The 19,223-nt window shown below is 66.7% G+C and carries 18 protein-coding genes and 1 tRNA gene; 9 read left to right on the top strand and 10 right to left on the bottom strand.

The features are described from left to right. The first annotated feature begins 301 nt into the window (after positions 1–301). Complete coding sequence (locus ACLNGM_RS00570; protein ID WP_416356744.1) at positions 302–1,954, top strand: Na/Pi cotransporter family protein; 1,653 nt, start codon at positions 302–304, stop codon at positions 1,952–1,954. A 139-nt stretch (positions 1,955–2,093) separates the two neighbouring features. Beyond that, positions 2,094–2,720 (top strand): CPBP family intramembrane glutamic endopeptidase, encoded by a 627-nt coding sequence (locus tag ACLNGM_RS00565; protein ID WP_416356743.1) that lies wholly within the window; start codon positions 2,094–2,096, stop codon positions 2,718–2,720. A 21-nt stretch (positions 2,721–2,741) separates the two neighbouring features. On the opposite strand, the gene ACLNGM_RS00560 is transcribed toward ACLNGM_RS00565, so the two are convergent. The 4 genes from ACLNGM_RS00560 to ACLNGM_RS00545 all read right to left on the bottom strand — a co-directional run bounded on the left by ACLNGM_RS00560 (position 2,742) and on the right by ACLNGM_RS00545 (position 7,041). After that, a complete protein-coding gene (locus ACLNGM_RS00560) occupies positions 2,742–3,410 on the bottom strand; it encodes a permease (protein ID WP_416356742.1) in 669 nt (222 codons plus the stop codon). A 677-nt stretch (positions 3,411–4,087) separates the two neighbouring features. Next, positions 4,088–5,187, bottom strand: a protein-coding gene (locus ACLNGM_RS00555) for an IS3 family transposase (RefSeq protein ID WP_416356741.1) whose coding sequence is annotated in 2 segments (ribosomal slippage) — positions 4,088–4,926 and positions 4,926–5,187 — 1,101 coding nt in all. Because the reading frame shifts where the segments join, the coding sequence is not laid out codon by codon here. 182 nt (positions 5,188–5,369) lie between these two features. Then, positions 5,370–5,446 (bottom strand) — tRNA-Arg (locus ACLNGM_RS00550). A 134-nt stretch (positions 5,447–5,580) separates the two neighbouring features. Next, the gene (locus tag ACLNGM_RS00545) at positions 5,581–7,041 is read right to left on the bottom strand and encodes an ATP-binding protein (protein ID WP_416356740.1); all 1,461 of its coding nucleotides are present in this window, start codon (positions 7,039–7,041) and stop codon (positions 5,581–5,583) included. A 318-nt stretch (positions 7,042–7,359) separates the two neighbouring features. Here ACLNGM_RS00545 and rpmH point away from each other — a divergent pair, with 318 nt between their 5' ends. The 5 genes from rpmH (at position 7,360) to yihA (ending at position 11,131) form a co-directional block, all read left to right on the top strand. Next, positions 7,360–7,494 carry a 50S ribosomal protein L34 gene (rpmH, locus tag ACLNGM_RS00540; protein ID WP_026501365.1) on the top strand — a complete coding sequence of 45 codons (135 nt, stop codon included), beginning with the start codon at positions 7,360–7,362 and terminating at the stop codon, positions 7,492–7,494. Positions 7,495–7,535: 41 nt separating this feature from the next. Continuing rightward, positions 7,536–7,886 carry a ribonuclease P protein component gene (rnpA, locus tag ACLNGM_RS00535; RefSeq protein ID WP_416358526.1) on the top strand — a complete coding sequence of 117 codons (351 nt, stop codon included), beginning with the start codon at positions 7,536–7,538 and terminating at the stop codon, positions 7,884–7,886. Between the two features lie 6 nt (positions 7,887–7,892). Further along, the gene (gene yidC, locus ACLNGM_RS00530) at positions 7,893–9,698 is read left to right on the top strand and encodes a membrane protein insertase YidC (protein ID WP_416356739.1); all 1,806 of its coding nucleotides are present in this window, start codon (positions 7,893–7,895) and stop codon (positions 9,696–9,698) included. A gap of 105 nt (positions 9,699–9,803) precedes the next feature. Further along, positions 9,804–10,445, top strand: coding sequence for a CatB-related O-acetyltransferase (locus tag ACLNGM_RS00525; protein ID WP_090963932.1), 642 nt, complete (start codon positions 9,804–9,806; stop codon positions 10,443–10,445). Continuing rightward, positions 10,442–11,131: a ribosome biogenesis GTP-binding protein YihA/YsxC gene (gene yihA / locus ACLNGM_RS00520; RefSeq protein WP_416356738.1), complete on the top strand. Its 690-nt coding sequence runs from the start codon at positions 10,442–10,444 to the stop codon at positions 11,129–11,131. Before ACLNGM_RS00525 ends, yihA begins: the two co-directional genes overlap by 4 nt. 39 nt (positions 11,132–11,170) lie before the next feature. Here yihA and ACLNGM_RS00515 read toward each other — a convergent pair whose 3' ends face one another. After that, entirely contained in the window at positions 11,171–11,842 is a 672-nt protein-coding gene (locus ACLNGM_RS00515; RefSeq protein WP_416356737.1) for a TetR/AcrR family transcriptional regulator, read from the bottom strand. Between the two features lie 135 nt (positions 11,843–11,977). On the opposite strand from ACLNGM_RS00515, the gene ACLNGM_RS00510 reads away from it, so the two are divergent. Further along, positions 11,978–13,195, top strand: coding sequence for an HlyD family secretion protein (locus tag ACLNGM_RS00510; RefSeq protein ID WP_416356736.1), 1,218 nt, complete (start codon positions 11,978–11,980; stop codon positions 13,193–13,195). Between the two features lie 54 nt (positions 13,196–13,249). After that, entirely contained in the window at positions 13,250–14,827 is a 1,578-nt protein-coding gene (locus ACLNGM_RS00505; RefSeq protein WP_416356735.1) for a DHA2 family efflux MFS transporter permease subunit, read from the top strand. A gap of 18 nt (positions 14,828–14,845) precedes the next feature. Here ACLNGM_RS00505 and ACLNGM_RS00500 read toward each other — a convergent pair whose 3' ends face one another. From ACLNGM_RS00500 to ACLNGM_RS00480, 5 genes are all read right to left on the bottom strand, one after another. Next, positions 14,846–15,229, bottom strand: coding sequence for a low molecular weight phosphatase family protein (locus ACLNGM_RS00500; RefSeq protein WP_244546004.1), 384 nt, complete (start codon positions 15,227–15,229; stop codon positions 14,846–14,848). Between the two features lie 115 nt (positions 15,230–15,344). Next, on the bottom strand, positions 15,345–15,809 hold the full coding sequence (locus tag ACLNGM_RS00495) for a UPF0262 family protein (protein WP_090963922.1): 465 nt from the start codon (positions 15,807–15,809) through the stop codon (positions 15,345–15,347). Between the two features lie 9 nt (positions 15,810–15,818). Continuing rightward, positions 15,819–17,114, bottom strand: coding sequence for a histidinol dehydrogenase (gene hisD, locus ACLNGM_RS00490; protein ID WP_090963921.1), 1,296 nt, complete (start codon positions 17,112–17,114; stop codon positions 15,819–15,821). Between the two features lie 46 nt (positions 17,115–17,160). Beyond that, complete coding sequence (locus tag ACLNGM_RS00485) at positions 17,161–17,607, bottom strand: DUF2948 family protein (RefSeq protein ID WP_416356734.1); 447 nt, start codon at positions 17,605–17,607, stop codon at positions 17,161–17,163. Positions 17,608–17,796: 189 nt separating this feature from the next. Continuing rightward, positions 17,797–19,194, bottom strand: a complete 1,398-nt coding sequence (locus ACLNGM_RS00480; protein ID WP_416356733.1) for a dipeptidase — start codon at positions 19,192–19,194, stop codon at positions 17,797–17,799. Between the last annotated feature and the right edge of the window lie 29 nt (positions 19,195–19,223).

Here is a 19,223-nt window from a genome sequence, read left to right as displayed (position 1 = left end):
GCACTTGAACGTCCGCTGTATCAGCGCATGGGGCCGAAGCAAGTCGTTCGCTAAACCTGGATGCTCAAAGCGGAAGCGGACAATATCGAACCGACGAGCTTGAGAAGGCCTGATCCGGAGGGGCTATACCTGAACGCTACGTGTCCGCAAACGCGCTGCTGACAATCGCAACAGGAACCGAGCTGCAATTCCTTGAAGCAAGCCAGCTAAAAGCGCACGGCTTGCGCTTTATGACAGTCAGGCGCAGGCTTCTTCGTGCAGTCTGGGTCCGGGAAGCATCCGATCCAGGCAGGAGTGTCGCATGTCCGCCACGCAGATCCTGATCAGCCTTTCCGGCCAGATCGGCCTTCTCCTCTACGGCATTCACATGGTGACGACCGGGGTGCGGCGCGCACTCGGCAGTCGGCTGACCCGGGTCCTGCACATCGGTCTGCAAAACCGAGGCCGTGCGTTGCTGACCGGGATCGGCGTGACCGCTCTTCTTCAAAGCAGCACGGCCACGGCGATGATGGTCACCGCATTCACCGCGGGCGGCGTCGTGGACCTGATGCCTGGACTGGCCGTGATGCTCGGCGCCAACATCGGCACGACGCTGATCGTCCAGCTTGTCTCTTTCGATATCACCGGAATCTTCCCGGCGCTGTTTCTGGCTGGCTGCCTCGCTTACCGCTCCGGCCGCACCTCGGCGGTGCGCGACGCCGGCTCGGCATTGATCGGCCTCGGTCTGATCCTCCTTGCGCTTCATCTGCTCATCGCCACCATGGAACCTCTGGAGCAATCACAAGCGCTCAGTGACCTTCTTCGGTCCGTCACAGCCGACCCGCTGCTGACCATGCTTTTGGCCGCGGGACTGGCTTGGGCTGCTCACTCAAGCGTCGCCGCGATGCTGTTCATCATGTCGCTCGCAGGCACAGGGGTGATTGCTCCCGAGGCAGCGCTCACAATGGTCCTCGGTGCCAATCTCGGCAGCGCCTTCAATCCGCTGATCTCCAGCCTCGGCGGCGATCCCGTACGAATGCAGCTGCCCTTCGGCAATCTGATCAACCGCCTCGTCGGTTGTGCTCTTGCCCTGCCGTTCCTCGGACCACTGAGCGAGGCCATGCTGTCGCTCGATGCTTCGCCGGCGCGCGCCGCAGCGAACTTCCACGTCGCCTTCAACGTGGGTATGGGGCTCATCTTCATCGCCCCTCTGCCGCAAATGGCGCATCGGCTCAAGAACCTCTTCCCTGCTCGGGCCGCGGCAAGAGATCCCGGCACGCCGCGCTATCTCGACGAAGCTGCCGTGTCCATCCCATCGGTCGCGCTCGCCAATGCTGGGCGTGAGACCTTGCGCATGGCCGACGTCATCGATCGAATGCTGCGGGCCTCCCAGCAGGCATTCCACGAGGACGACCACGAGAAGATCGCCGCAACGCGAAAAATGGACGACATCCTCGATAGGCTGTTCGCCGCGATCCAGAACTATCTCGGCCTCATCGGTCGGGAGCCGCTCGGCGACGCCGACGCGCGCCGCTTATCTGATACGCTGGCCTTGGCCATCAACCTTGAGCACATCGGCGACATCATCGATCGCAGCTTGATGGACAATGCCGCCAAACGGATTCGATCCGGCATCGAGTTACCAGAGGATGCCAGACGGCAGATCGACGACATGCATACGCGCCTCCTTGATCACCTCCAGCTCGCAGTTGCCGTCTTTATGTCCGGGGATGTGGAGGCGGCGCACCGGCTGGTGGTTGAGAAGGAGGGGTTTCGCGAACTCGAAAGAGCCACCACACAGCGGCATGTCATTCATATGCGTGGGGGCCGACGCGAGCGGATCGACGCGAGCTCGATGCAACTCGACATCACGCGAGACCTCAAGCGCATCGAATCCCACATCGCTGCGACCGCGTACGGCCTGCTCGAGCTATCCGGGGATCTGCGCTCCAGCCGCCTTCAGCCGAGGGCATGAGAAACCGTAGGGTGCGCGTCGTAGTGTTGCTGAGGATCGCTAGGCCGATCAATCCGAGCGTCCGCTTTCCAATTCGTGTGAATCAACAAGCGGCTGGGTCCTCCTGCTCGTTTCTGTCGCTGTCGGCTTCGCGGTCCTTTTGCTGGCACCGCCACGCGTCTTCGACGGCATCCTCTCCGTCGTCTGGGCACTGGCCTTCACAGCGATCCCGCTCGTCACGCTTCATGTCGTGTCCGGTGGCAAGGTCGGGCGCCTGCTCCGCGGATACGGAGTTCGAGCGTTCGGCCTATCCCTCCTGTTCGGCATCGCCACCCTGATGGCCTCGTTGGCGGTGGCCTTGGCCATGCGACCGTTCGCGCCGCTGGAGCCGAACCGTGTCGGCGACGTTCTAGCGAACGCCAACGCCCTTGCCGTTAGTATCTTTCTCGTGCGGACCTCCATCCAACTGGTTGGGGAAGAGGTCGTGACGGTCCTGCCGCTTCTGGCTGTCACATGGTTCTGCACGGCGAGGATGTGCATCGGCCGGCGCGGTGGCCTTGCGATGGGTATCGCGGTCTCGACGCTCCTCTTCTCGGCCATGCATCTTCCGACCTACGACTGGAACGTGGTCCAGTGCTTCGCCGTCATCGGCACGGCACGGCTGGTGCTGACCGCAGCCTACCTGCGCACCGGGAGCCTGTGGGTCTTGTCCGGAGCGCATATCCTCAACGACTGGTCGATCTTCGCCGTCGGATATGCTGGAAGTCACCTGCCGACCGGCACCTGATCCGGCGAGCGGTGACCTGCGTCAGGCGGGCGCGATGAAGGACGCCATGACCAGCGCGATGAGGACGAAGAGCACGGCGCCGACGAAGATTGTGGCGATCACACGAGCCAGTGCCTCGACTAGGCCGACGCCCGCATGCAGCACGAACCACTGTGTCTCTACGGCGACGTACCAGACGAGCCCCCCACCGAACAGAACACTCGAGACGGTCCAGGCCGTAGGATTGGCGTAGCGCGCGCTGGTCATCGCGAGATCGAACGCCAGGGCGAAGGGCGCCGCCGCGTAGCACTGGCTAAAGAAGGCGGGGCGCAACGTCTCGCGGGTGAGCGGCTGCCCGAGCCTGCGGATCCCTTGCACCGCCATCATCAGCGGGAACAGGCTGAAGAGCGCCGCCCGGAACAGAAGGAGGTTGCGTGGATCGGCCATGGCGCCCGTCAGTTCGCGCATCGGCAGGCCGAACCGCAGGTCAATAAGGTGAGCGATGAGCAGGGTCAGGAACAGGAAGATCGGCGGGCTGATGGCGGCGGAGTAGCGGACCTTGGCGTCGGAGCCGAGTTCGGCTTCGGCATAGGCCATCATGCGGATCGGATGACGGATGCATTTCCAGAGCGTCAGGGGGTAGAACAGGAGCCAGGAGACGAGTTCGTAGAGCAACTCCTCGACGGACTTCAGGAGGTTCATGAGGTCCATGCGTGGGTCTCCGTCGGCGCCGGGAGGAAGCTCCTTGCCACAACCCTACGATCCGGAACTCATGCTGGCTATGTCTGCTCTTCGGACACGTTGCCCCCTGCGCGAAGGGCGACGTTAAGTTGATAGCCGCCCGATCGCTTTGGGTCGTCCGCTTCCAAGCCGCCGATTGGCGCGATCGGGTGGAACTAGTCGGGCAGCTTCGCGACGCGTATAGGCACAAGCCGACGCTACCGCAGCGATCCTGTTCAAGCGATCGCAGAGTTACAGCGTTCAGGACGGCGGTTCGGCGTCGAAGACTTCAGCTATCGCACCCGACACGCCGGGAGAGCCGCTGCCCTCACTCTTTTCGAATCCGACGCCGATTATCGCTTCCCTAGTTTGGGATCCTCGCAGGTGCGGCATGCGATCGATCCCGCCCCGACACGGCCACCGGCAAGGGATCGGACTCCGACATCGGCACGAACTGACCCGCCTTGCTGTCGTATACCTCGACTGAGCCTTTGGCGATATCGAAGAACCAGCCGTGAAGCGTCAGGTCGCCCTTCGCAAGGCCAGCCGCGACGGACGGATTGACGTGACCCCCGTTTTTCATCCAGCGGGAGCGAGAGTCCTGTCGTGATCTTGACGTGCCCCCTGTTTTTGGACCGCCCGGCTGGAGTATTTCCGGGGGTGATTGCTCAGGCGGGCGGGCTGCCTTCCGAGCGTTTCATCATCTCGATCGGGGTCTTGTGGCCGATCGAGCTGTGAGGGCGGACTTCGTTGTAGTCTCTACGCCAAGCCTCCATCTTGGCCTTCGCGTCGTCAAGGCTCATGAACCAGTGGGTGTTCAGGCACTCAGCTCGGAACTTCCCGTTGAAGCTTTCGATGAACGCGTTGTCGGTCGGCTTGCCGGGCCGCGAGAAGTCGAGAACGACGTCTTTCTGATACGCCCAGAGATCGAGGTCTCGCGAGATGAACTCCGATCCCTGGTCGACCCGGATGGCCTTGGGGTAGCCAACCTCGCCACAGATGCGCTCCAGCGCCCGGACCACATCCTCGCCACGGTAGCTGAAGCGCGGATCGATCGCCGGTGAGAACCGCGAGAAGGTGTCGACGACCGTCAGGATGCGCAGCTTGCGGCCCGTTGCGAGCTGGTCGTGAACGAAGTCCATCGCCCATGTCTGGTTCACATGGGTCGCCACCGTCCGGTCGTCCCGCAGCTTGGCCTTCACGCGCCGCTTCGGCACCTTGTTCCGAAGCTGCAGGTCCATCTCCTTGTAAAGACGGTAGATCCGCTTCGGGTTCACGGCCCATCCTTCCCGTCGTAGCAGCACGTGGACACGACGGTACCCATATCGCACCCGCGTCCGCGTGATCTCTTGGATTCGGGTCTTCAGATCGGCCTGATCGCCGCGCCGGGACTTGTAGGTGTAGAGCGAGCGCCCGACCTTCAGGGCCGAGCAGGCCCGTCTGATCGACACCTTCCAGGACGCTCGAACCTCGTCCACCAACTGGCGTCGGCGAGCAGGCCTCAGAGCTTTTTTGAAAGCACAGCCTGCAGCATGGCCTTGTCCAGAGACAGGTCCGCGACGAGCCGCTTCAGCTTGGCGTTCTCCTCCTCGATCTGGCGCAGCTTCCTCACCTCGGACGGCATCATCCCGCCGTACCGCTTGCGCCAGTTGTAGAACGTCGCCTCCGAGATCCCGGCCTTCCGGCAGACCTCCGCAATCGCCGTTCCCTCGTCAGCCTGCTTCAGGACGAACGCGACCTGCGCCTCGGTGAACTTCGACTTCTTCATGGAATTCTCCTCGTCCCGCTCACGGGATCATAAGTGGAAAATTCCAGCTCAAAACGGTCCGTTTTTCAGGAGGCACGTCACCGCGAATAAGCTTCGTTACCGTCGCGGCGAGGGCTTTAGAACCGATGATCTGGCCTTACCGTTCAAGGCTTTAGCGGGTGTTTTATGCGGTGAAAGCGAAATGGCGCGCCCGAAAGGATTCGAACCTCTGACCCCCAGATTCGTAGTCTGGTGCTCTATCCAGCTGAGCTACGGGCGCCTGGAACGTCGGGCTAGGCCTCGGCCGTTCGTGAGGGGTAACTAGCCAAGTCCCGGAGGGATTGCAAGCGATTCCGTGGCCGGGGCGCGATGAATGTTTTCGATACCCGTTCGAAGGGCGTGGAGCCTGGAGGATCAGGCGCCGGGCGAGACGGGGAGGGCGGCGGGGAGGTCGATCTCGAAGCGGGCACCGGGCGCCGCGGAGGCGGTCAGGCGGATCTGGCCGCCGTGCGCCTTCACGATCTCGGCGACGATCGCCAGGCCAAGGCCCGTGCCGCCCGCACGCGTCGAGCCGCGGAAGGCCTGGAAGAGATGGTCGCGCGCGGCGGGGCCGAGGCCAGGTCCCGTATCCTCGATGACGAGGCGCAGGAGCCCCCCGCCGGGCGCCTCGGTGCGCACCGCGATGCGGCGTACGATCGCCTCGCCGGTCTCGCCCTCGAGCGCCTGGACCGAATTGCGCACGAGGTTGGAGAGGGCACGGAAGAACTGTTCCGGGTCGAGGTCGGCTTCCAGCGCGGGATCCACGCCGTTGACGAGTTCGATGCCCTGTTCCGGCGTCACCAGCTGGGTCTCGAACACGTCCTCCACGAGACGGTGAAGGAGCGTCAGCCGGCGCACCGGTCGGCTCTCGGCCGCTCGGCCGTAGGCGAGCACCGACTGCGTGTAGTGCAGCGCGCGGTCGAGGCTGCGAATGAGGACCGGGGTGAAGCGCTGGACCTGTGCGTCCGGCACGTCGGCGAGGCGGTCTGAGATCAGCTGCGCCGAGGCGAGAATGTTGCGCAGGTCGTGGTTGATCTTGGAGACGGCGAGGCCGAGGTCGGCGAGGCGCCGCTGCTGGCGCAGCGTGTCGGCCAGAACGCCCTGCATCCCGGCCAGCTCCCGCTCGGCGATGCCGAGCTCGTCGCTGCGCCCGCTCGGCTTGAGAATCAACGACGGATCCTCCGGATCGGCGCCAAAGCGCACCAGCGCGCGCGTCAGGGCGCGGATCGGGCGGAGGAGGAATAGGCTGATCGCGCCGAAGACGAGGAGCCCGGCGAAGCTTGCGATCCCGAGCGACAGGAGGAGGATGTTGCGCGAGTTGACGAGCATCGCGCGGCGCAGCGGTACCTCGTCGAAGACGATCTCGCCGCTCATCGTGCCGTCGCCGATCGGGCCGACGAGGCGGATCGTGCGCGGGCGGTGGCTGAGGAGCGTGTCGAACGCGGCGAGCACCGAATCGACGCGGCTTTCCTTCGAAAGGTCCACCTGCTCGTCGACGCCGGCGAGGTCGGGCACGCGGGCGAGAAGCTGCGTCGAGCCGGGACGACGGATGGCGATCAGGCGCGCATCGAGCGCATGGAGAAGCTCGCTCTCCTGATCGGGCGACAGGAGAAGCCCGCCCTCGGCAAAGTCCGCCATCAGGGTGGCGACCGAGACGGTCTCGAGCTTGGACTGCAGCCAGTCGAGCCGGAAGCGTGCGATCGAGGGCACGAAAACCAGCACCTCGGCCCCCATCACGGCGACCACCGTCAGGGCGAACAGCCGGGTCGACAGGCGCCTCGTAAAGCGGGGACGCGTGTCCTCCCTCGGCTTCGCTTCGTTGGGAGCTGGTGTCATCAAGGTTCCGACGCCCTCTGCGGGCTGGCGTCGCAGATAAGGGAAACGTGAGCCAAGCCTAGGGGATCGGCGCGCCCGGGTCATCCCGAAAGGGCATGGAGACGCATTCGAGCGCCCGGATGGCTAACGGAATGGCCCGTGGCCGCCTCGATCGGGGCGGGGGCGATTGACTTGTTCCCCGCTTCCTCCTTATAAGCGCGCCCACAGACGGATGCCGGGTCGGATGGGGCTTGCCCATGCGGATCTTTCGTGCGTTCGACGTTCGATTTGAACCCATAGAAGATCAAGAGGTCCGCAGGTCCACTGCGGGATACGACCATGAAGCGCACCTACCAGCCCTCCAAGCTCGTCCGCAAGCGCCGCCACGGCTTCCGCGCCCGCATGGCCACCACCGGCGGCCGCAAGGTCATCGCGGCCCGCCGCGCGCGCGGTCGCAAGCGCCTGTCGGCTTGACGCCGAGGCCTTCCGGCTCCAGCGGACCCGCGATCTCCAGACTGACGACGCGCGCCGAGTTTCTGGCCGCGAGACGGGGCCGTCGCTTGAACGGCCCTTTCTTTTTGATCGAGGCGCTGGACCGTGCCGATGGCGGCGCGGCCCGCTACGGCCTCACCGTGACGCGTAAGGTCGGAAACGCGGTGGAGCGCAACCGCATCCGCCGACGTCTTCGTGAGGCCATCCGCACCGTGTGCGGGGCTGACATGGCCGCCGGCTTCGACTATGTGATCGTCGCCCGCCGCGAGCTTCTCACCCTGCCGTTCGAGACGCTCACGGGCGAGCTATCGAGGCGCGTCGCCAAGGTGCAGGCGCACAGGCCGGCGCCCGCAACGCCTCCTCCGGGGATCTGACCTTCCATGGAAAACAGCCGCAATTTCCTGATCGCCATGGCGTTGTCGATCGCCGTTCTGGTCGGGTGGCAGTTCCTCGTCATCAACCCGCGCATGGAAGCCGAGCGGCTCGCAACGCAAAGCGCCCAGGCGACCCTCCAGACGCCGACCACGCCCGCAGGCACGCCCCAGGAAGGGGCGGTGTCGCCCGCCGGGCGCGAGAGCGTCGTGCCGACGACGCAGACGCCGGCCGTGGACGGCCAGACCCGAGAGGCCGCGCTCGCCGCCTCCCCGCGCATCGCCATCGACACGCCATCGCTGTCGGGCTCGATCAATCTCCAGGGCGCGCGGCTCGACGACCTCCGCCTCAAGAACTACCACGAGACGGTCGACGACAGCTCGCCGACGATCGTGCTCCTGTCGCCCGAGACGATCGGCTCCAACGCCTATTTCATGGAGTTCGGCTACTCCGGGCAGGGCGCCGGCGCGCTGCCGGGTCCCGGCACGCTGTGGCAGGCCGAGGGCAGCCAGACCCTGACGCCGCAGACGCCCGTCACGCTGACGGCGTCCAACGAGGCTGGCGTGACCTTCACGCGCCGCATCTCGGTCGACGCGCAGTCCATGTTCACGGTCGAGGACAGCGTGCGCAACGACGGCGCCGCCGCGGTGACCCTCTCGCCCTACGGGCGGTCGGTGCGCTTCTCCAAGCCCGAGCATGCCGCCGCCTTCGTGATCTTCGAGGGCCTCATCGGCCATCTCGGCGAGGACGGCCTCCAGGAGGTCACCTACAAGAACATCGAGGAGGACGGCCGCGTCTCGCCGGCCAAGACCCCGGTCGGCTGGATCGGCATCACCGACAAGTACTGGGCGACGGCGCTCGTGCCCGCCGCCGGCATCGGCACGTTCCAGCCGAACTTCCGCTATTCGGCGGACGGGCGCGCCTTCTACCAGTCGGACTATCTTGCCGACCCGATCACGATCCAGCCGGGCTCGACGCTCGACACCACGACGCGCGCCTTTGCCGGCGCCAAGGTCGTCGACACGATCAACGGCTACGAGGAGAATCTCGGCATCGCCCATTTCGGGCAGCTGATCGACTGGGGCTGGTTCTATTTCATCACCGAGCCGATGTTCCACTACATCGACTGGCTCTACCGCTTCACGGGCAATTTCGGCATCGCGATCATCCTGGTCACCGTGTCGCTCAAGATCCTGTTCTTCCCGCTCGCCTCGAAGTCCTACCGCTCGATGGCGCGCATGAAGGCCGTGCAGCCGAAGATCACGGAGCTCCGCGAGAAATTCGCCGACGACCGGGTGAAGCAGCAGCAGGAGATGATGCGGATCTACAAGGAGGAGAAGATCAACCCGGCGGCGGGCTGCTGGCCGGTGCTGGTCCAGATCCCCGTGTTCTTCGCGCTCTACAAGGTGCTCTACGTCACCATCGAGATGCGGCATGCGCCCTTCTTCGGCTGGATCCAGGATCTGGCGGCGCCCGATCCGACGAGCGTGTTCAACCTGTTCGGGCTGATCCCGATCACCCTGCCGCACCTCCTGATGGTGGGGATCTGGCCGATCCTGATGGGCATCACGATGTTCATCCAGATGAAGCTGAACCCGACGCCGCCCGACCCGGCGCAGCAGATGATCTTCACCTGGATGCCGATCATCTTCACCTTCATGATGGCCTCGTTCCCGGCCGGCCTCGTGATCTACTGGACGGTGAACAACACGCTCTCGATCATGCAGCAGACCGTGATCATGAAGCGCCACGGCGCCAAGATCGAGCTCTGGGACAACCTGCGCGACACGTTCTGGCGCAAGAAGACGAGCTGACCGGAACAGCGCACTGATATTGGCGGGCGGGGCCATCGAGGCTCCGCCCGCTTCGCTTTCGCGCCGCCGGTGGACGCGTCGGCGGCAAGGCCGTAAGAAGCGGTCATGTCCCTTGGTCCCGACCCACGAGCGGTGCATCCCGTGCCCGCCCACCAGCGCATCGTGTTCCTGCGCAACGTCGTCACCGCGCCCAATGTCGAGATCGGCGAGTACACCTACTACGACGACCCGGACGCGGCGCTCCTCTTCGACACCCGCAACATCCTCCACCACTACGAATTCCTCGGCGACAGGCTGGTGATCGGCCGCTTCTGCGCCATCGCCACCGGAGCGCGCTTCGTGATGAACGGGGCGAACCACGCGATGACGGGCTTCTCGACCTTCCCCTTCAACATCTTCGGCGGTGGCTGGGAGGACGGGTTCGACTTCGCGACCATCGCTGCCGGCAACAAGGGCGACACCACGGTCGGCAACGACGTGTGGATCGGCGCCGACGCCCTGATCCTGCCGGGCGTGACGATCGGCGACGGCGCGATCATCGCGGCGTCGAGCGTCGTGTCGCGGGACGTCGCGCCCTATGCGATCGTCGCGGGCAACCCGGCCGCCGAGCGGCGCCGGCGGTTCGAGCCGGCGATCGTCGAACGCCTCCTGGCGCTTCGCTGGTGGGACTGGCCGATCGACCGGATCGGCCGAAACCTTGCCGCCATCCGCGGCGCAGACATCGACGCGCTGGAGAAGGCGGCATGAGCGAGACGCAGGACAACCGGACGACCGCCGGCGACGACGGGGGTGAGGAGCGCCGCCTGTTCTTCGCGCGCCCCTGGGTCTTCATCCGCGGCGTGCCGTCGATGAAGTTCCTGCCGCCGGAAGGCCCGCCCGAGGTGGCCTTCGCCGGCCGCTCCAACGTCGGCAAGTCGTCGCTGATCAACGGCATCGTCGGCCAGAAGGGGCTCGCGCGCACCTCCAACACGCCGGGGCGCACGCAGGAGCTGAACTACTTCGTGCCCGACGGCTATTCCGGCGAGGCCGGCGACCTGCCGCCGATCGCCCTCGTCGACATGCCGGGCTACGGCTACGCGCAGGCGCCCAAGGAGCAGGTCGACGCCTGGACCAAGCTCGTCTTCGACTACCTGCGCGGCCGCGCGACGCTGAAGCGCGTCTTCGTGCTGATCGATGCCCGACACGGCATCAAAAAGAACGATGCCGACGTGATGACGCTGCTGGACAAGGCAGCCGTGTCCTACCAGATCGTGCTGACCAAGGCCGACAAGATCTCGGCCCTCGCGCTGCCCAAGCTCGAGGCGGCGACCCGCGAGGCGATCCGCAAGCGGCCGGCGGCCTTCCCGGAGATCATCGCGACGTCGTCGGAGAAAGGCTTCGGGATCGAGGACGTCCAGGCCGCGATCGCCTTCTTTGCGGACGGGCGCGGCTGAGACACCCGAGCCTGCGGGTGTCGATCGCGCCCTCGCGCGTCAGGTGCGCTGGGGACTGTATCCCGCCATGAACAGGCGGACCGCCGAGGCGACGACGTGCGCCACATCGGCCTCCGAGATCGCGGGCGCCTCGTCGTCGAAGAAGCGCCGGCGCAGGATGCCGGCGGTGGCGAGCTCAACGAACTGCGCGGCCGCCAAGGCCACGTCGGGGATCTCCAGCGTGCCGGCCGCGCAGGCCTTTTCCAGATAGGCCGAGAGAAGGGCGAGGCCCCGCTGCGGCCCGTGCCGGTAGAACTCGCGCCCGACCTCGGGCATGCGGGCGGCAACCGCGATCACCGTGCGCTTGGCATGCATCGCCTCGGGCGACATCACGAGCCTCGCAAGGCGTTGCCCGTAGCGCAGGAGCGTTTCGGCGGGGTCGCCGGGATCGGTGAGAAGTGCCTCCACTTCGGCGAGATAGGCTTCCCGTTCGCACTCGATCAGCGCTCGGAACAGCTCTTCCTTTGATCGGAAGTAGACGTAGAGCGTCGATTTCGAGACGCCGGCCTCGCGCACCACGTCGTTCATCGAGGCCGCGTCGAAGCCGAGGCCCACGAACGCCCGGCGCGCGCCCTCAAGGATCTGTCGCCGCTTGGTCGGGTCCTCCCCGGCTGCGGCACGACGATCGCCGGGAGCCGACGGGGTTTGTACGAGATCGAGGATTGCGGTCACGGTTTCGAGAGCACTTTTCGATAAGGATGCCGAAATAATTCGGGCGTCGGCGGAGGATCACACTTGCCCTGCCCGGTCATCACGTCTATGTCAACGTCGAACCGAACGGTTCGGTTCGATTTGGGTTCTGCCACTATGTCGAAGTCCGCGTCTCAAAAGTCAAATCCTTCGCTCGAGGCCAAGCGTGTGTCCGACGCGCCGAAGCTCGAGGTCGTCGGTCGCAAGACGGGCGAGACCGCGCCGCCGGCGGCCAAGCCTGCCGACGCCACGCCGACGAAGAAGAAGGGCGGGATCGGCAAGAGGCTGCTCCTGCCGCTCGTCATCGTGGCGGCGCTCGGTGGCGGTGGCTGGTACGGCCACCAGTGGTGGGTGGACGGGCGCTTCCTCGTCTCGACCGACGACGCCTATGTCGGCGCCGACATGGCGGTGATGACACCGAAGGTGACGGGCTATGTCCGCTCCGTGCCGGTGGTCGAGAACCAGCCGGTCAAGGCGGGCGATCCGATCATCGAGATCGATCCGGGCGATTACGAGCTCGCCCTGCGCTCCGCCGAAGCGAAGATCTCGTCGCAGAAGGCGGCGATCGGCTCGATCGAGGCCCAGCGCGAGGCCGCGCTCGGTCAGGTCGGCGAGGCCGAGGCCAACGTCACGGTGGCGGACGCCACGGTCGGCCAGGCTGCCCTGAACCTCCAGCGCGCCGAGCAGCTGACCCGTTCTGGCGCGGGCGCGCAGGCGCCGCTCGATCAGGCCCGCTCCGCCAAGGCCGAGGCCGATGCCAAGCTCCTCGGTGCCAAGGCGGCGGTGACGTCGGCCAAGGCCAATGTTGGCGTCCTGGATGCCCAGATCAACCAGGGCAACACGACGCTCGAGGGCCTCGAGGTCGCGCGCGATCAGGCAGCCCGCGACCTCAGCTTCACGACGTTGCGCGCGCCCTATGACGGGGTGATCGGCAACCTGTCGGTGCAGGAGGGCGATCTCGTGTCTCCGAGCCGCCGGCTCGCCTCGGTGGTGCCGCTCGACAAGATCTATGTGGACGCGAACTTCAAGGAAACGCAGCTCCACGAGATCCAGGTCGGCGAGACCGTGCGCATTGAGGTCGATGCCCTGCCGGGGGTCGAGGTGAAAGGAACCGTGGTCTCGCTCGCTCCGGCCTCGGGCTCGGTCTTCTCGCTTCTGCCCGCTGACAACGCGACTGGCAACTTCACCAAGATCGTGCAGCGCGTGCCCGTGCGTGTCGCCGTCGATCCGGCCGAGGCTGCCAAGGGCAACCTTCGCCCGGGCCTCTCGGTGACGGCCTCGGTCGATACCCGCACGGCGCCGGCCGGCTCGCACGCGCTGGCCGAGGCCAACTAACCCCACCCTTCGTCACGGCCGGTCCCGCAACGGGGACCGGCAAGGCAGGCTTCCATGTCGTCGATCACCGCCGATACGCCCGTCGTTCGGGCCGATGCGGATCATGTCCCCATGCGCCGCGTCCTGGCCTTCATGGCCATGGTCTTCGGCATGTTCATGTCGATCCTCGACATCCAGATCGTCTCGGCCTCGCTCGCCGAGATCCAGGCCGGTCTGTCCGCCTCGTCCGACGAGGTGGCCTGGGTCCAGACCGCCTACCTGATCGCCGAAGTCATCATGATCCCCCTGTCCGGGTTCCTGGCCCGGATGCTGTCGACGCGCATCCTCTTCACGCTCGCGGCCGCCGGCTTCACGGCCGCCTCGGCGCTCTGCGCGACGGCGTCCAACATCGACCAGATGATTCTCTACCGGGCGCTGCAGGGCTTCATCGGCGGCGCCATGATCCCGAGCGTCTTCGCCGCCGCCTTCACGATCTTCCCGCCCTCGAAGCGCGCCGTGGTCTCGCCGATGATCGGCCTCGTGGCGACGCTCGCGCCGACCATCGGCCCGACGGTCGGCGGCTATCTCAGCCACGCGATGAGCTGGCACTGGCTCTTCCTCGTCAACGTACCCTTCGGCATCGTCGTCACGCTCGCGGTCTGGAACCTCGTCGATTTCGACAAGCCGGACCTGTCGCTCTTCTCGCGCTTCGACTGGTACGGCCTGTTCGGCATGGCCGCCTTCCTCGGCGCCCTTGAATACGTCCTGGAGGAGGGCCCGCTCGACGACTGGTTCGAGGACGAGGTGATCGTCGTCATGACCGTGGTGCTGGTCGTCGGCGCGCTCGTGTTCTTCTGGCGGGCCTTCACGGCGAAGGAGCCGATCGTCGATCTCACGGCGTTCAAGAACCGCAACTTCGCCTTCGGCTCCTTGTTCTCCTTCATCATGGGCGTCGGCCTCTACGGCCTGACCTATCTCTATCCGGTCTATCTCGGTCGCATCCGCGGCTACGATTCGCTGATGATCGGCGAGACGATGTTCGTCTCGGGCATGGCGATGTTCTTCACCGCGCCGATCTCGGGCAAGCTGTCCACCCGGCTCGATCCGCGCGTGATGATGGCGATGGGCTTCGTGTCCTTTGGCCTCGGAACCTGGCTGATGACAGGCATCACCCACGACTGGGACTTCTACGAACTCCTGATCCCGCAGATCCTGCGCGGCTTCGGGTTGATGATGGCGATGGTGCCGATCAACAACATCGCGCTCGGCACCTTGGCACCGCAGGTCATCAAGGGCGCTTCGGGCCTCTACAACTTGACGCGGAACCTCGGCGGTGCCGTCGGCCTCGCGCTCATCAACACGATGATCAACGACCGCACGGCGCTGCACTACGACCGCCTTGCCGAGCGGGTGCGCTGGGGCAGCCAGGTGGCCGAGGACCGGATGGCCGAGATCGCCGCCAACCTGTCGGCGGCGGGCATCGACGGCAATCAGGCGGCGATCGGCCAGATGGTTCAGCTGGTGAAGCGCGAGGCATCGGTGATGGCGTTCTCCGACGTGTTCCTGTTCCTGACCGGGCTGTTCGTTGCGCTCTGCGCGCTCTGCGTCTTCGTCCAGAAGCCGAAGACGGGCGTGAAGGTCGACGCCCACTGACGGAACGCGACCAGCGGTTCAGCGCCGGCTGAACTCGTCGAGCCGCGCCTTGATGCGGCGGAAGAGGTCGCGGTAGGCGTCGAGGATCTGCCCGCGGCTGCCGGTCACGGCGGAGGGGTCGGGCATCGGCCAGAACTCCACAGCGGTCGCGTCCGCCTCCGTCGCGCTCATCGCGGCATGGTGAGCTTCGGGCGACAGGGTGACGATGAGGTCGAAGAACCCGTCGGCAAGGTCCTCGTATTTCTGCGGCTTGCGGTCGCCGAGGCTGAGACCCTCCTCCGCGAGGATCACATCGACGAACGGGTCGCGCTCGCCGTCCTTGACGCCCGCCGAGGCGACGTAGGTCCCGGGCAGCACGGACCGCGCCACGGCTTCGGCCATCGGCGAGCGGATCGCGTTCATCCCGCAGACGAACAGGATCGAGCCCGGACGCTTCACGCTGCCGCCGGTCTCGCTCAAGGGCAGCCCCTGGGTGTCGATCGGCTGTTCTGCAGGTGATCCATCACAGCCCCTCGTCTCAGTTGCGCCGATGCAGGACGCAGATCAGCGTGAACAGGCGCCGCGCCGTATCCTTGTCGAGCGTGATCTTGCCGGCCAGGCGCTCGCGCAGGAGGTCCGAGCCGTCATTGTGGATGCCGCGCCGGCCCATGTCGATGGCCTCGATCTGCGAGGGCGTCGAGGAGCGGATCGCCTCGTAGTAACTGTCGCAGATCAGGAAGTAGTCGCGGATCACCCGCTTGAAGGGGGTCAGCGACAGGTGGTGCGCGGTGAGCGGGGTGCCCGCCTCGTCGGCGATGTCGAAGACGAGGCGGCGGTCGGCCAGCGCCAGCTTCAACCGGAAGCGCTCGCCGGAGACGCCTTCGGGCTCGAAGAGGTTTTCCTCGATCAGATCGAAGATCGCCACGGCCCGCTCGTGCTCGATGTCGGCGGAGGCGCGCCCCACCGTTTCGTCGAGATCCACCGAGATCAGCTTGCCCGCCATCCCGGTCCCCTAGAGGTTGAGCCGCACGGCGACGGAGCGGGCATGCGCATCGAGACCCTCGACGCGCGCGATCTCGATCGCGGCGGGCCCCAGCGCGCGGAGCGCCTCGGCCGACAGCTGCAGGATCGAGGTGCGCTTGACGAAGTCGAGCACCGAAAGGCCCGACGAGAAGCGCGCCGAGCGCGCCGTCGGCAGGACATGGTTGGAGCCGCCGACATAGTCGCCGATCACCTCCGGCGTATGCCGCCCGAGGAACACGGCGCCCGCGTTGCGGATGCGGGCGAACATCGCGTCCGGGTCGGCGGTCGCGATCTCCAGATGTTCGGCCGCGATCCGGTCGGCAAGCGGCGGCGCCTCCGCCAGAAGATCGGAGACGACGACCGTCGCGCCGAACTCGTCCCAGCTCGCGCGCGCCGTCTCGGCCCGCGACAGACGCTGAAGCTGACGCTCGACCGCCGCCTCGACCGCGCTCGCGAAGGCGGCGGAATCGGTGAGGAGGATCGACTGCGCGGAGCGGTCGTGCTCGGCCTGCGCAAGGAGGTCGGCGGCGATCCAGTCGGGATCGTTGTCGGCGTCCGCGATCACCAGCACCTCGGAAGGCCCGGCGATCATGTCGATGCCGACCGTCCCGAAGACCTGCCGCTTGGCGCTCGCGACATAGGCGTTGCCGGGGCCGACGATCTTGGCGACCGGCGCGATCGTCGCCGTGCCGTAGGCGAGCGCGGCCACCGCCTGCGCGCCGCCGATGCGATAGATCTCGTCGATGCCCGCGATCCGCGCGGCGGCGAGCACCAGCGGGTTCAGCGCGCCGCGCATCGCCGGCACCACCATGGCGATGCGCGAGACGCCCGCGACCTTGGCGGGAACCGCGTTCATCAGGACCGAGGACGGGTAGCTCGCCGCGCCGCCCGGCACGTAGAGGCCGACCGATTCGACCGCCGTCCAGCGGCTACCGAGCACCGCGCCGATCTCGTCCTCGTAGCGGTCGTCCTTCGGCCGCTGCCGCTCGTGATGGCTGGTGATGCGACGGTGGGCGAGCGTGAGGGCGTCGAGCGTCTCGCGCGGCGTCGCGCGGAAGGCCGCCTCGATCTCCGCCTCGCCGACGCGTAAGGATTCCGGCGTCAGCCGCAGCTGGTCGAACCGTTCGGTGAAGGCGATGAGCGCCGCGTCGCCGTCCCGGCGCACTTCGTCGAGGATGGCGCGCACCGTGGCTTCCACGTCGGCCGAGACCTCGCGCTTGGCGGCGAGGAGGTCGCGGAACCGGGCTTCGAAGTCCGGTTCGGCGGCGTTCAGCCTCTGGGGCAAGGCGCGGATCTCCCTCGGGCTGGACGGCCGGGCGCCGGGCGCCGCGTCAGACCCGGTGGAACGGGCGCGACGGGGTGCTCCAGGCAGCGCCGAGATCGGCCAGCTGGACCTCGATACATTCGACGTGGAGCCTTATCGCGGCTTCGCCCGCAAAGACAAGCTCGATCGCGCCGGACGGATCGTCGCCCGGCGTCCAGCGCAGCGCGAGGAGCGACAGGACGTCTTCGGGCGCGCCAAGGTCGATGCCGGTGCGGCTGGCGGAGAGGACGCGGTCGAAGCGCAGGACGCTGCGCCGGCGCTCCCCCGGCTTGGGCTTGGCGAACCAGCGCCGCGGGCGGACGGCTTCCCAGGCGAAGCGGTTCATCGGCACGAGGAGACGGCCCGCTCGCCCGTCGAGTGCCAAGTCGCCGACGCGCAGCACCGCGTCCTGGACATGCGCCGAGACGATCGCGAGATCCTCGGCGTCGAGGGCGTTGAGGCGAAGCTGGTCCATGGCGTCCGGTCGAGTTTCCATGTCGGCGCATCTAGAGGCCGTGATGGGCTTTGGACAGGTGCCGCGTCGGATCCGCGGATGCAGCCGACATGGCGGATGGTCCTCCGCGACGCCCGTCGGGCCGCCGAGCCCCGTGGACGCGGCATCCGGGCGCCGGTGAGGGGCGCCCGGTCGCAAAAGCTGCGGGTGTCAGCCCGTTCCCTTTTCGCCGAGCGCGGCCAGCACGCGCGCCCAGGAGCGCTGGCCCTTGGCGAAGGACGACATCTCGTACTTCTCGTTCGGCGAATGGATGCGGTCGTCGCCGAGACCGAAGCCGATGAGGAGCGAGGGCATGCCGAGCCGCCGCTTGAACTCGCCGACGACCGGGATCGAGCCGCCCATGCCGATCATCACGGCCGGCTTCGGCCACTCGTCCGACAGGGCTTCGCGGGCTGTCGTGAGGACGGGCGAATCGAAGGGAAGCTGGATCGCCGGCGAGCCGCCGTGCTCGTGGAACTCCGCCGTGCAGTCGGCCGGCAGGCGCTCGAGCACGAAGGCGCGGAAGCTCTCCCGGATCTTCGCCGGGTCCTGGTCGAAGACGAGGCGGAACGAGACCTTGGCATGGGCCTCCGCCGCAATCACCGTCTTGAAGCCCTTGCCGGTGTAGCCGCCCTCGATGCCGTTGACCTCGGCGGTCGGGCGCGACCACGTCTGCTCCAGCACCGAGCGGCCCTTTTCGCCGGCGGGAACCGACAGGCCGACGGAGCCGAGGAACTCGCCCTGCGAGAAGGGTAGTTCGTTCCAGACGCGGCGCACGTCCTCGGGCAGGTCCGGCACGCCGTCGTAGAAGCCGGGCAGGGTGACGCGGCCGTCATCATCGTGAAGGTCGGCAAGGATTTTGGCGAGGACGCGGATCGGGTTGGCCGCCGCGCCGCCGAAATAGCCGGAATGGAGGTCCATCGACGCCGCGCGGATGGTGATCTCCTCGCCGACGAGGCCGCGAAGTCCCGTCGAGATCGCGGGCGTCTCGCGGTCCCACATGTTGGTGTCGCAGATCAGCGCGACGTCGGCGGTGAGCTCGGCCTTGTTGGCGTCGAGGAAGGGTAGGAGCGAGGGCGAGCCGGACTCCTCCTCGCCTTCGAGGAAGATCGTGACCGAGCAGGGCAGGCCGCCGGTCTCGGCGATGAAGGCGCGGCAGGCCTCGACGAAGGTCATCAGCTGGCCCTTGTCGTCGGCGGAGCCGCGCCCGGTAATGCGGCGCGTGCCGTCCGGCATCGTCACGACCTTCGGGTCGAACGGATCGGCGTCCCAGAGATTGAGCGGATCGACCGGCTGGACGTCGTAATGCCCGTAGAAGAGGACATGCGGTGAGCCCTCGGGCCCCTTGCGGTAGGCGACGACCATGGGATGGCCGGCCGTCTCGGCGACGCGCGCCGCAAAGCCGATCGCCTCGAGATCGCCCGTCAGCCACTCGGCGGCGCGGCGGCAGTCCGCGGCATAGGCCGGGTCGGTCGAGATGGAGGGGATGCGCAGGAGATCCTGCAGGCGCTCCACCGAGCGGTCGAGATTGAGGTCGAGACAGGCGAGCACGCTGTCGAGGTCGGCCATGGAAACGCCCTTTCGCTGGCGTCGCGGGG

Origin of the sequence: Aureimonas phyllosphaerae (assembly GCF_047943035.1) — a bacterium.
GTDB lineage: Bacteria > Pseudomonadota > Alphaproteobacteria > Rhizobiales > Rhizobiaceae > Aureimonas > Aureimonas phyllosphaerae.
The sequence above is the reverse complement of the archived record's forward strand: the minus strand, read 5'-3'. Positions and strand labels throughout refer to the sequence as shown.

Bases quoted from the DNA above. Each gene is read 5' to 3' on its own strand.
- ACLNGM_RS00570 (WP_416356744.1), top strand. From the start codon at position 302: ATGTCCGCCACGCAGATCCTGATCAGCCTTTCCGGCCAGATCGGCCTT.
- ACLNGM_RS00560 (WP_416356742.1), bottom strand. From the start codon at position 3,410: ATGGACCTCATGAACCTCCTGAAGTCCGTCGAGGAGTTGCTCTACGAA.
- ACLNGM_RS00545 (WP_416356740.1), bottom strand. From the start codon at position 7,041: ATGACACCAGCTCCCAACGAAGCGAAGCCGAGGGAGGACACGCGTCCC.
- rpmH (WP_026501365.1), top strand. From the start codon at position 7,360: ATGAAGCGCACCTACCAGCCCTCCAAGCTCGTCCGCAAGCGCCGCCAC.
- yidC (WP_416356739.1), top strand. From the start codon at position 7,893: ATGGAAAACAGCCGCAATTTCCTGATCGCCATGGCGTTGTCGATCGCC.
- ACLNGM_RS00525 (WP_090963932.1), top strand. From the start codon at position 9,804: ATGTCCCTTGGTCCCGACCCACGAGCGGTGCATCCCGTGCCCGCCCAC.
- yihA (WP_416356738.1), top strand. From the start codon at position 10,442: ATGAGCGAGACGCAGGACAACCGGACGACCGCCGGCGACGACGGGGGT.
- ACLNGM_RS00510 (WP_416356736.1), top strand. From the start codon at position 11,978: ATGTCGAAGTCCGCGTCTCAAAAGTCAAATCCTTCGCTCGAGGCCAAG.
- ACLNGM_RS00505 (WP_416356735.1), top strand. From the start codon at position 13,250: ATGTCGTCGATCACCGCCGATACGCCCGTCGTTCGGGCCGATGCGGAT.
- ACLNGM_RS00500 (WP_244546004.1), bottom strand. From the start codon at position 15,229: ATGAACGCGATCCGCTCGCCGATGGCCGAAGCCGTGGCGCGGTCCGTG.
- ACLNGM_RS00495 (WP_090963922.1), bottom strand. From the start codon at position 15,809: ATGGCGGGCAAGCTGATCTCGGTGGATCTCGACGAAACGGTGGGGCGC.
- ACLNGM_RS00485 (WP_416356734.1), bottom strand. From the start codon at position 17,607: ATGGACCAGCTTCGCCTCAACGCCCTCGACGCCGAGGATCTCGCGATC.
- ACLNGM_RS00480 (WP_416356733.1), bottom strand. From the start codon at position 19,194: ATGGCCGACCTCGACAGCGTGCTCGCCTGTCTCGACCTCAATCTCGAC.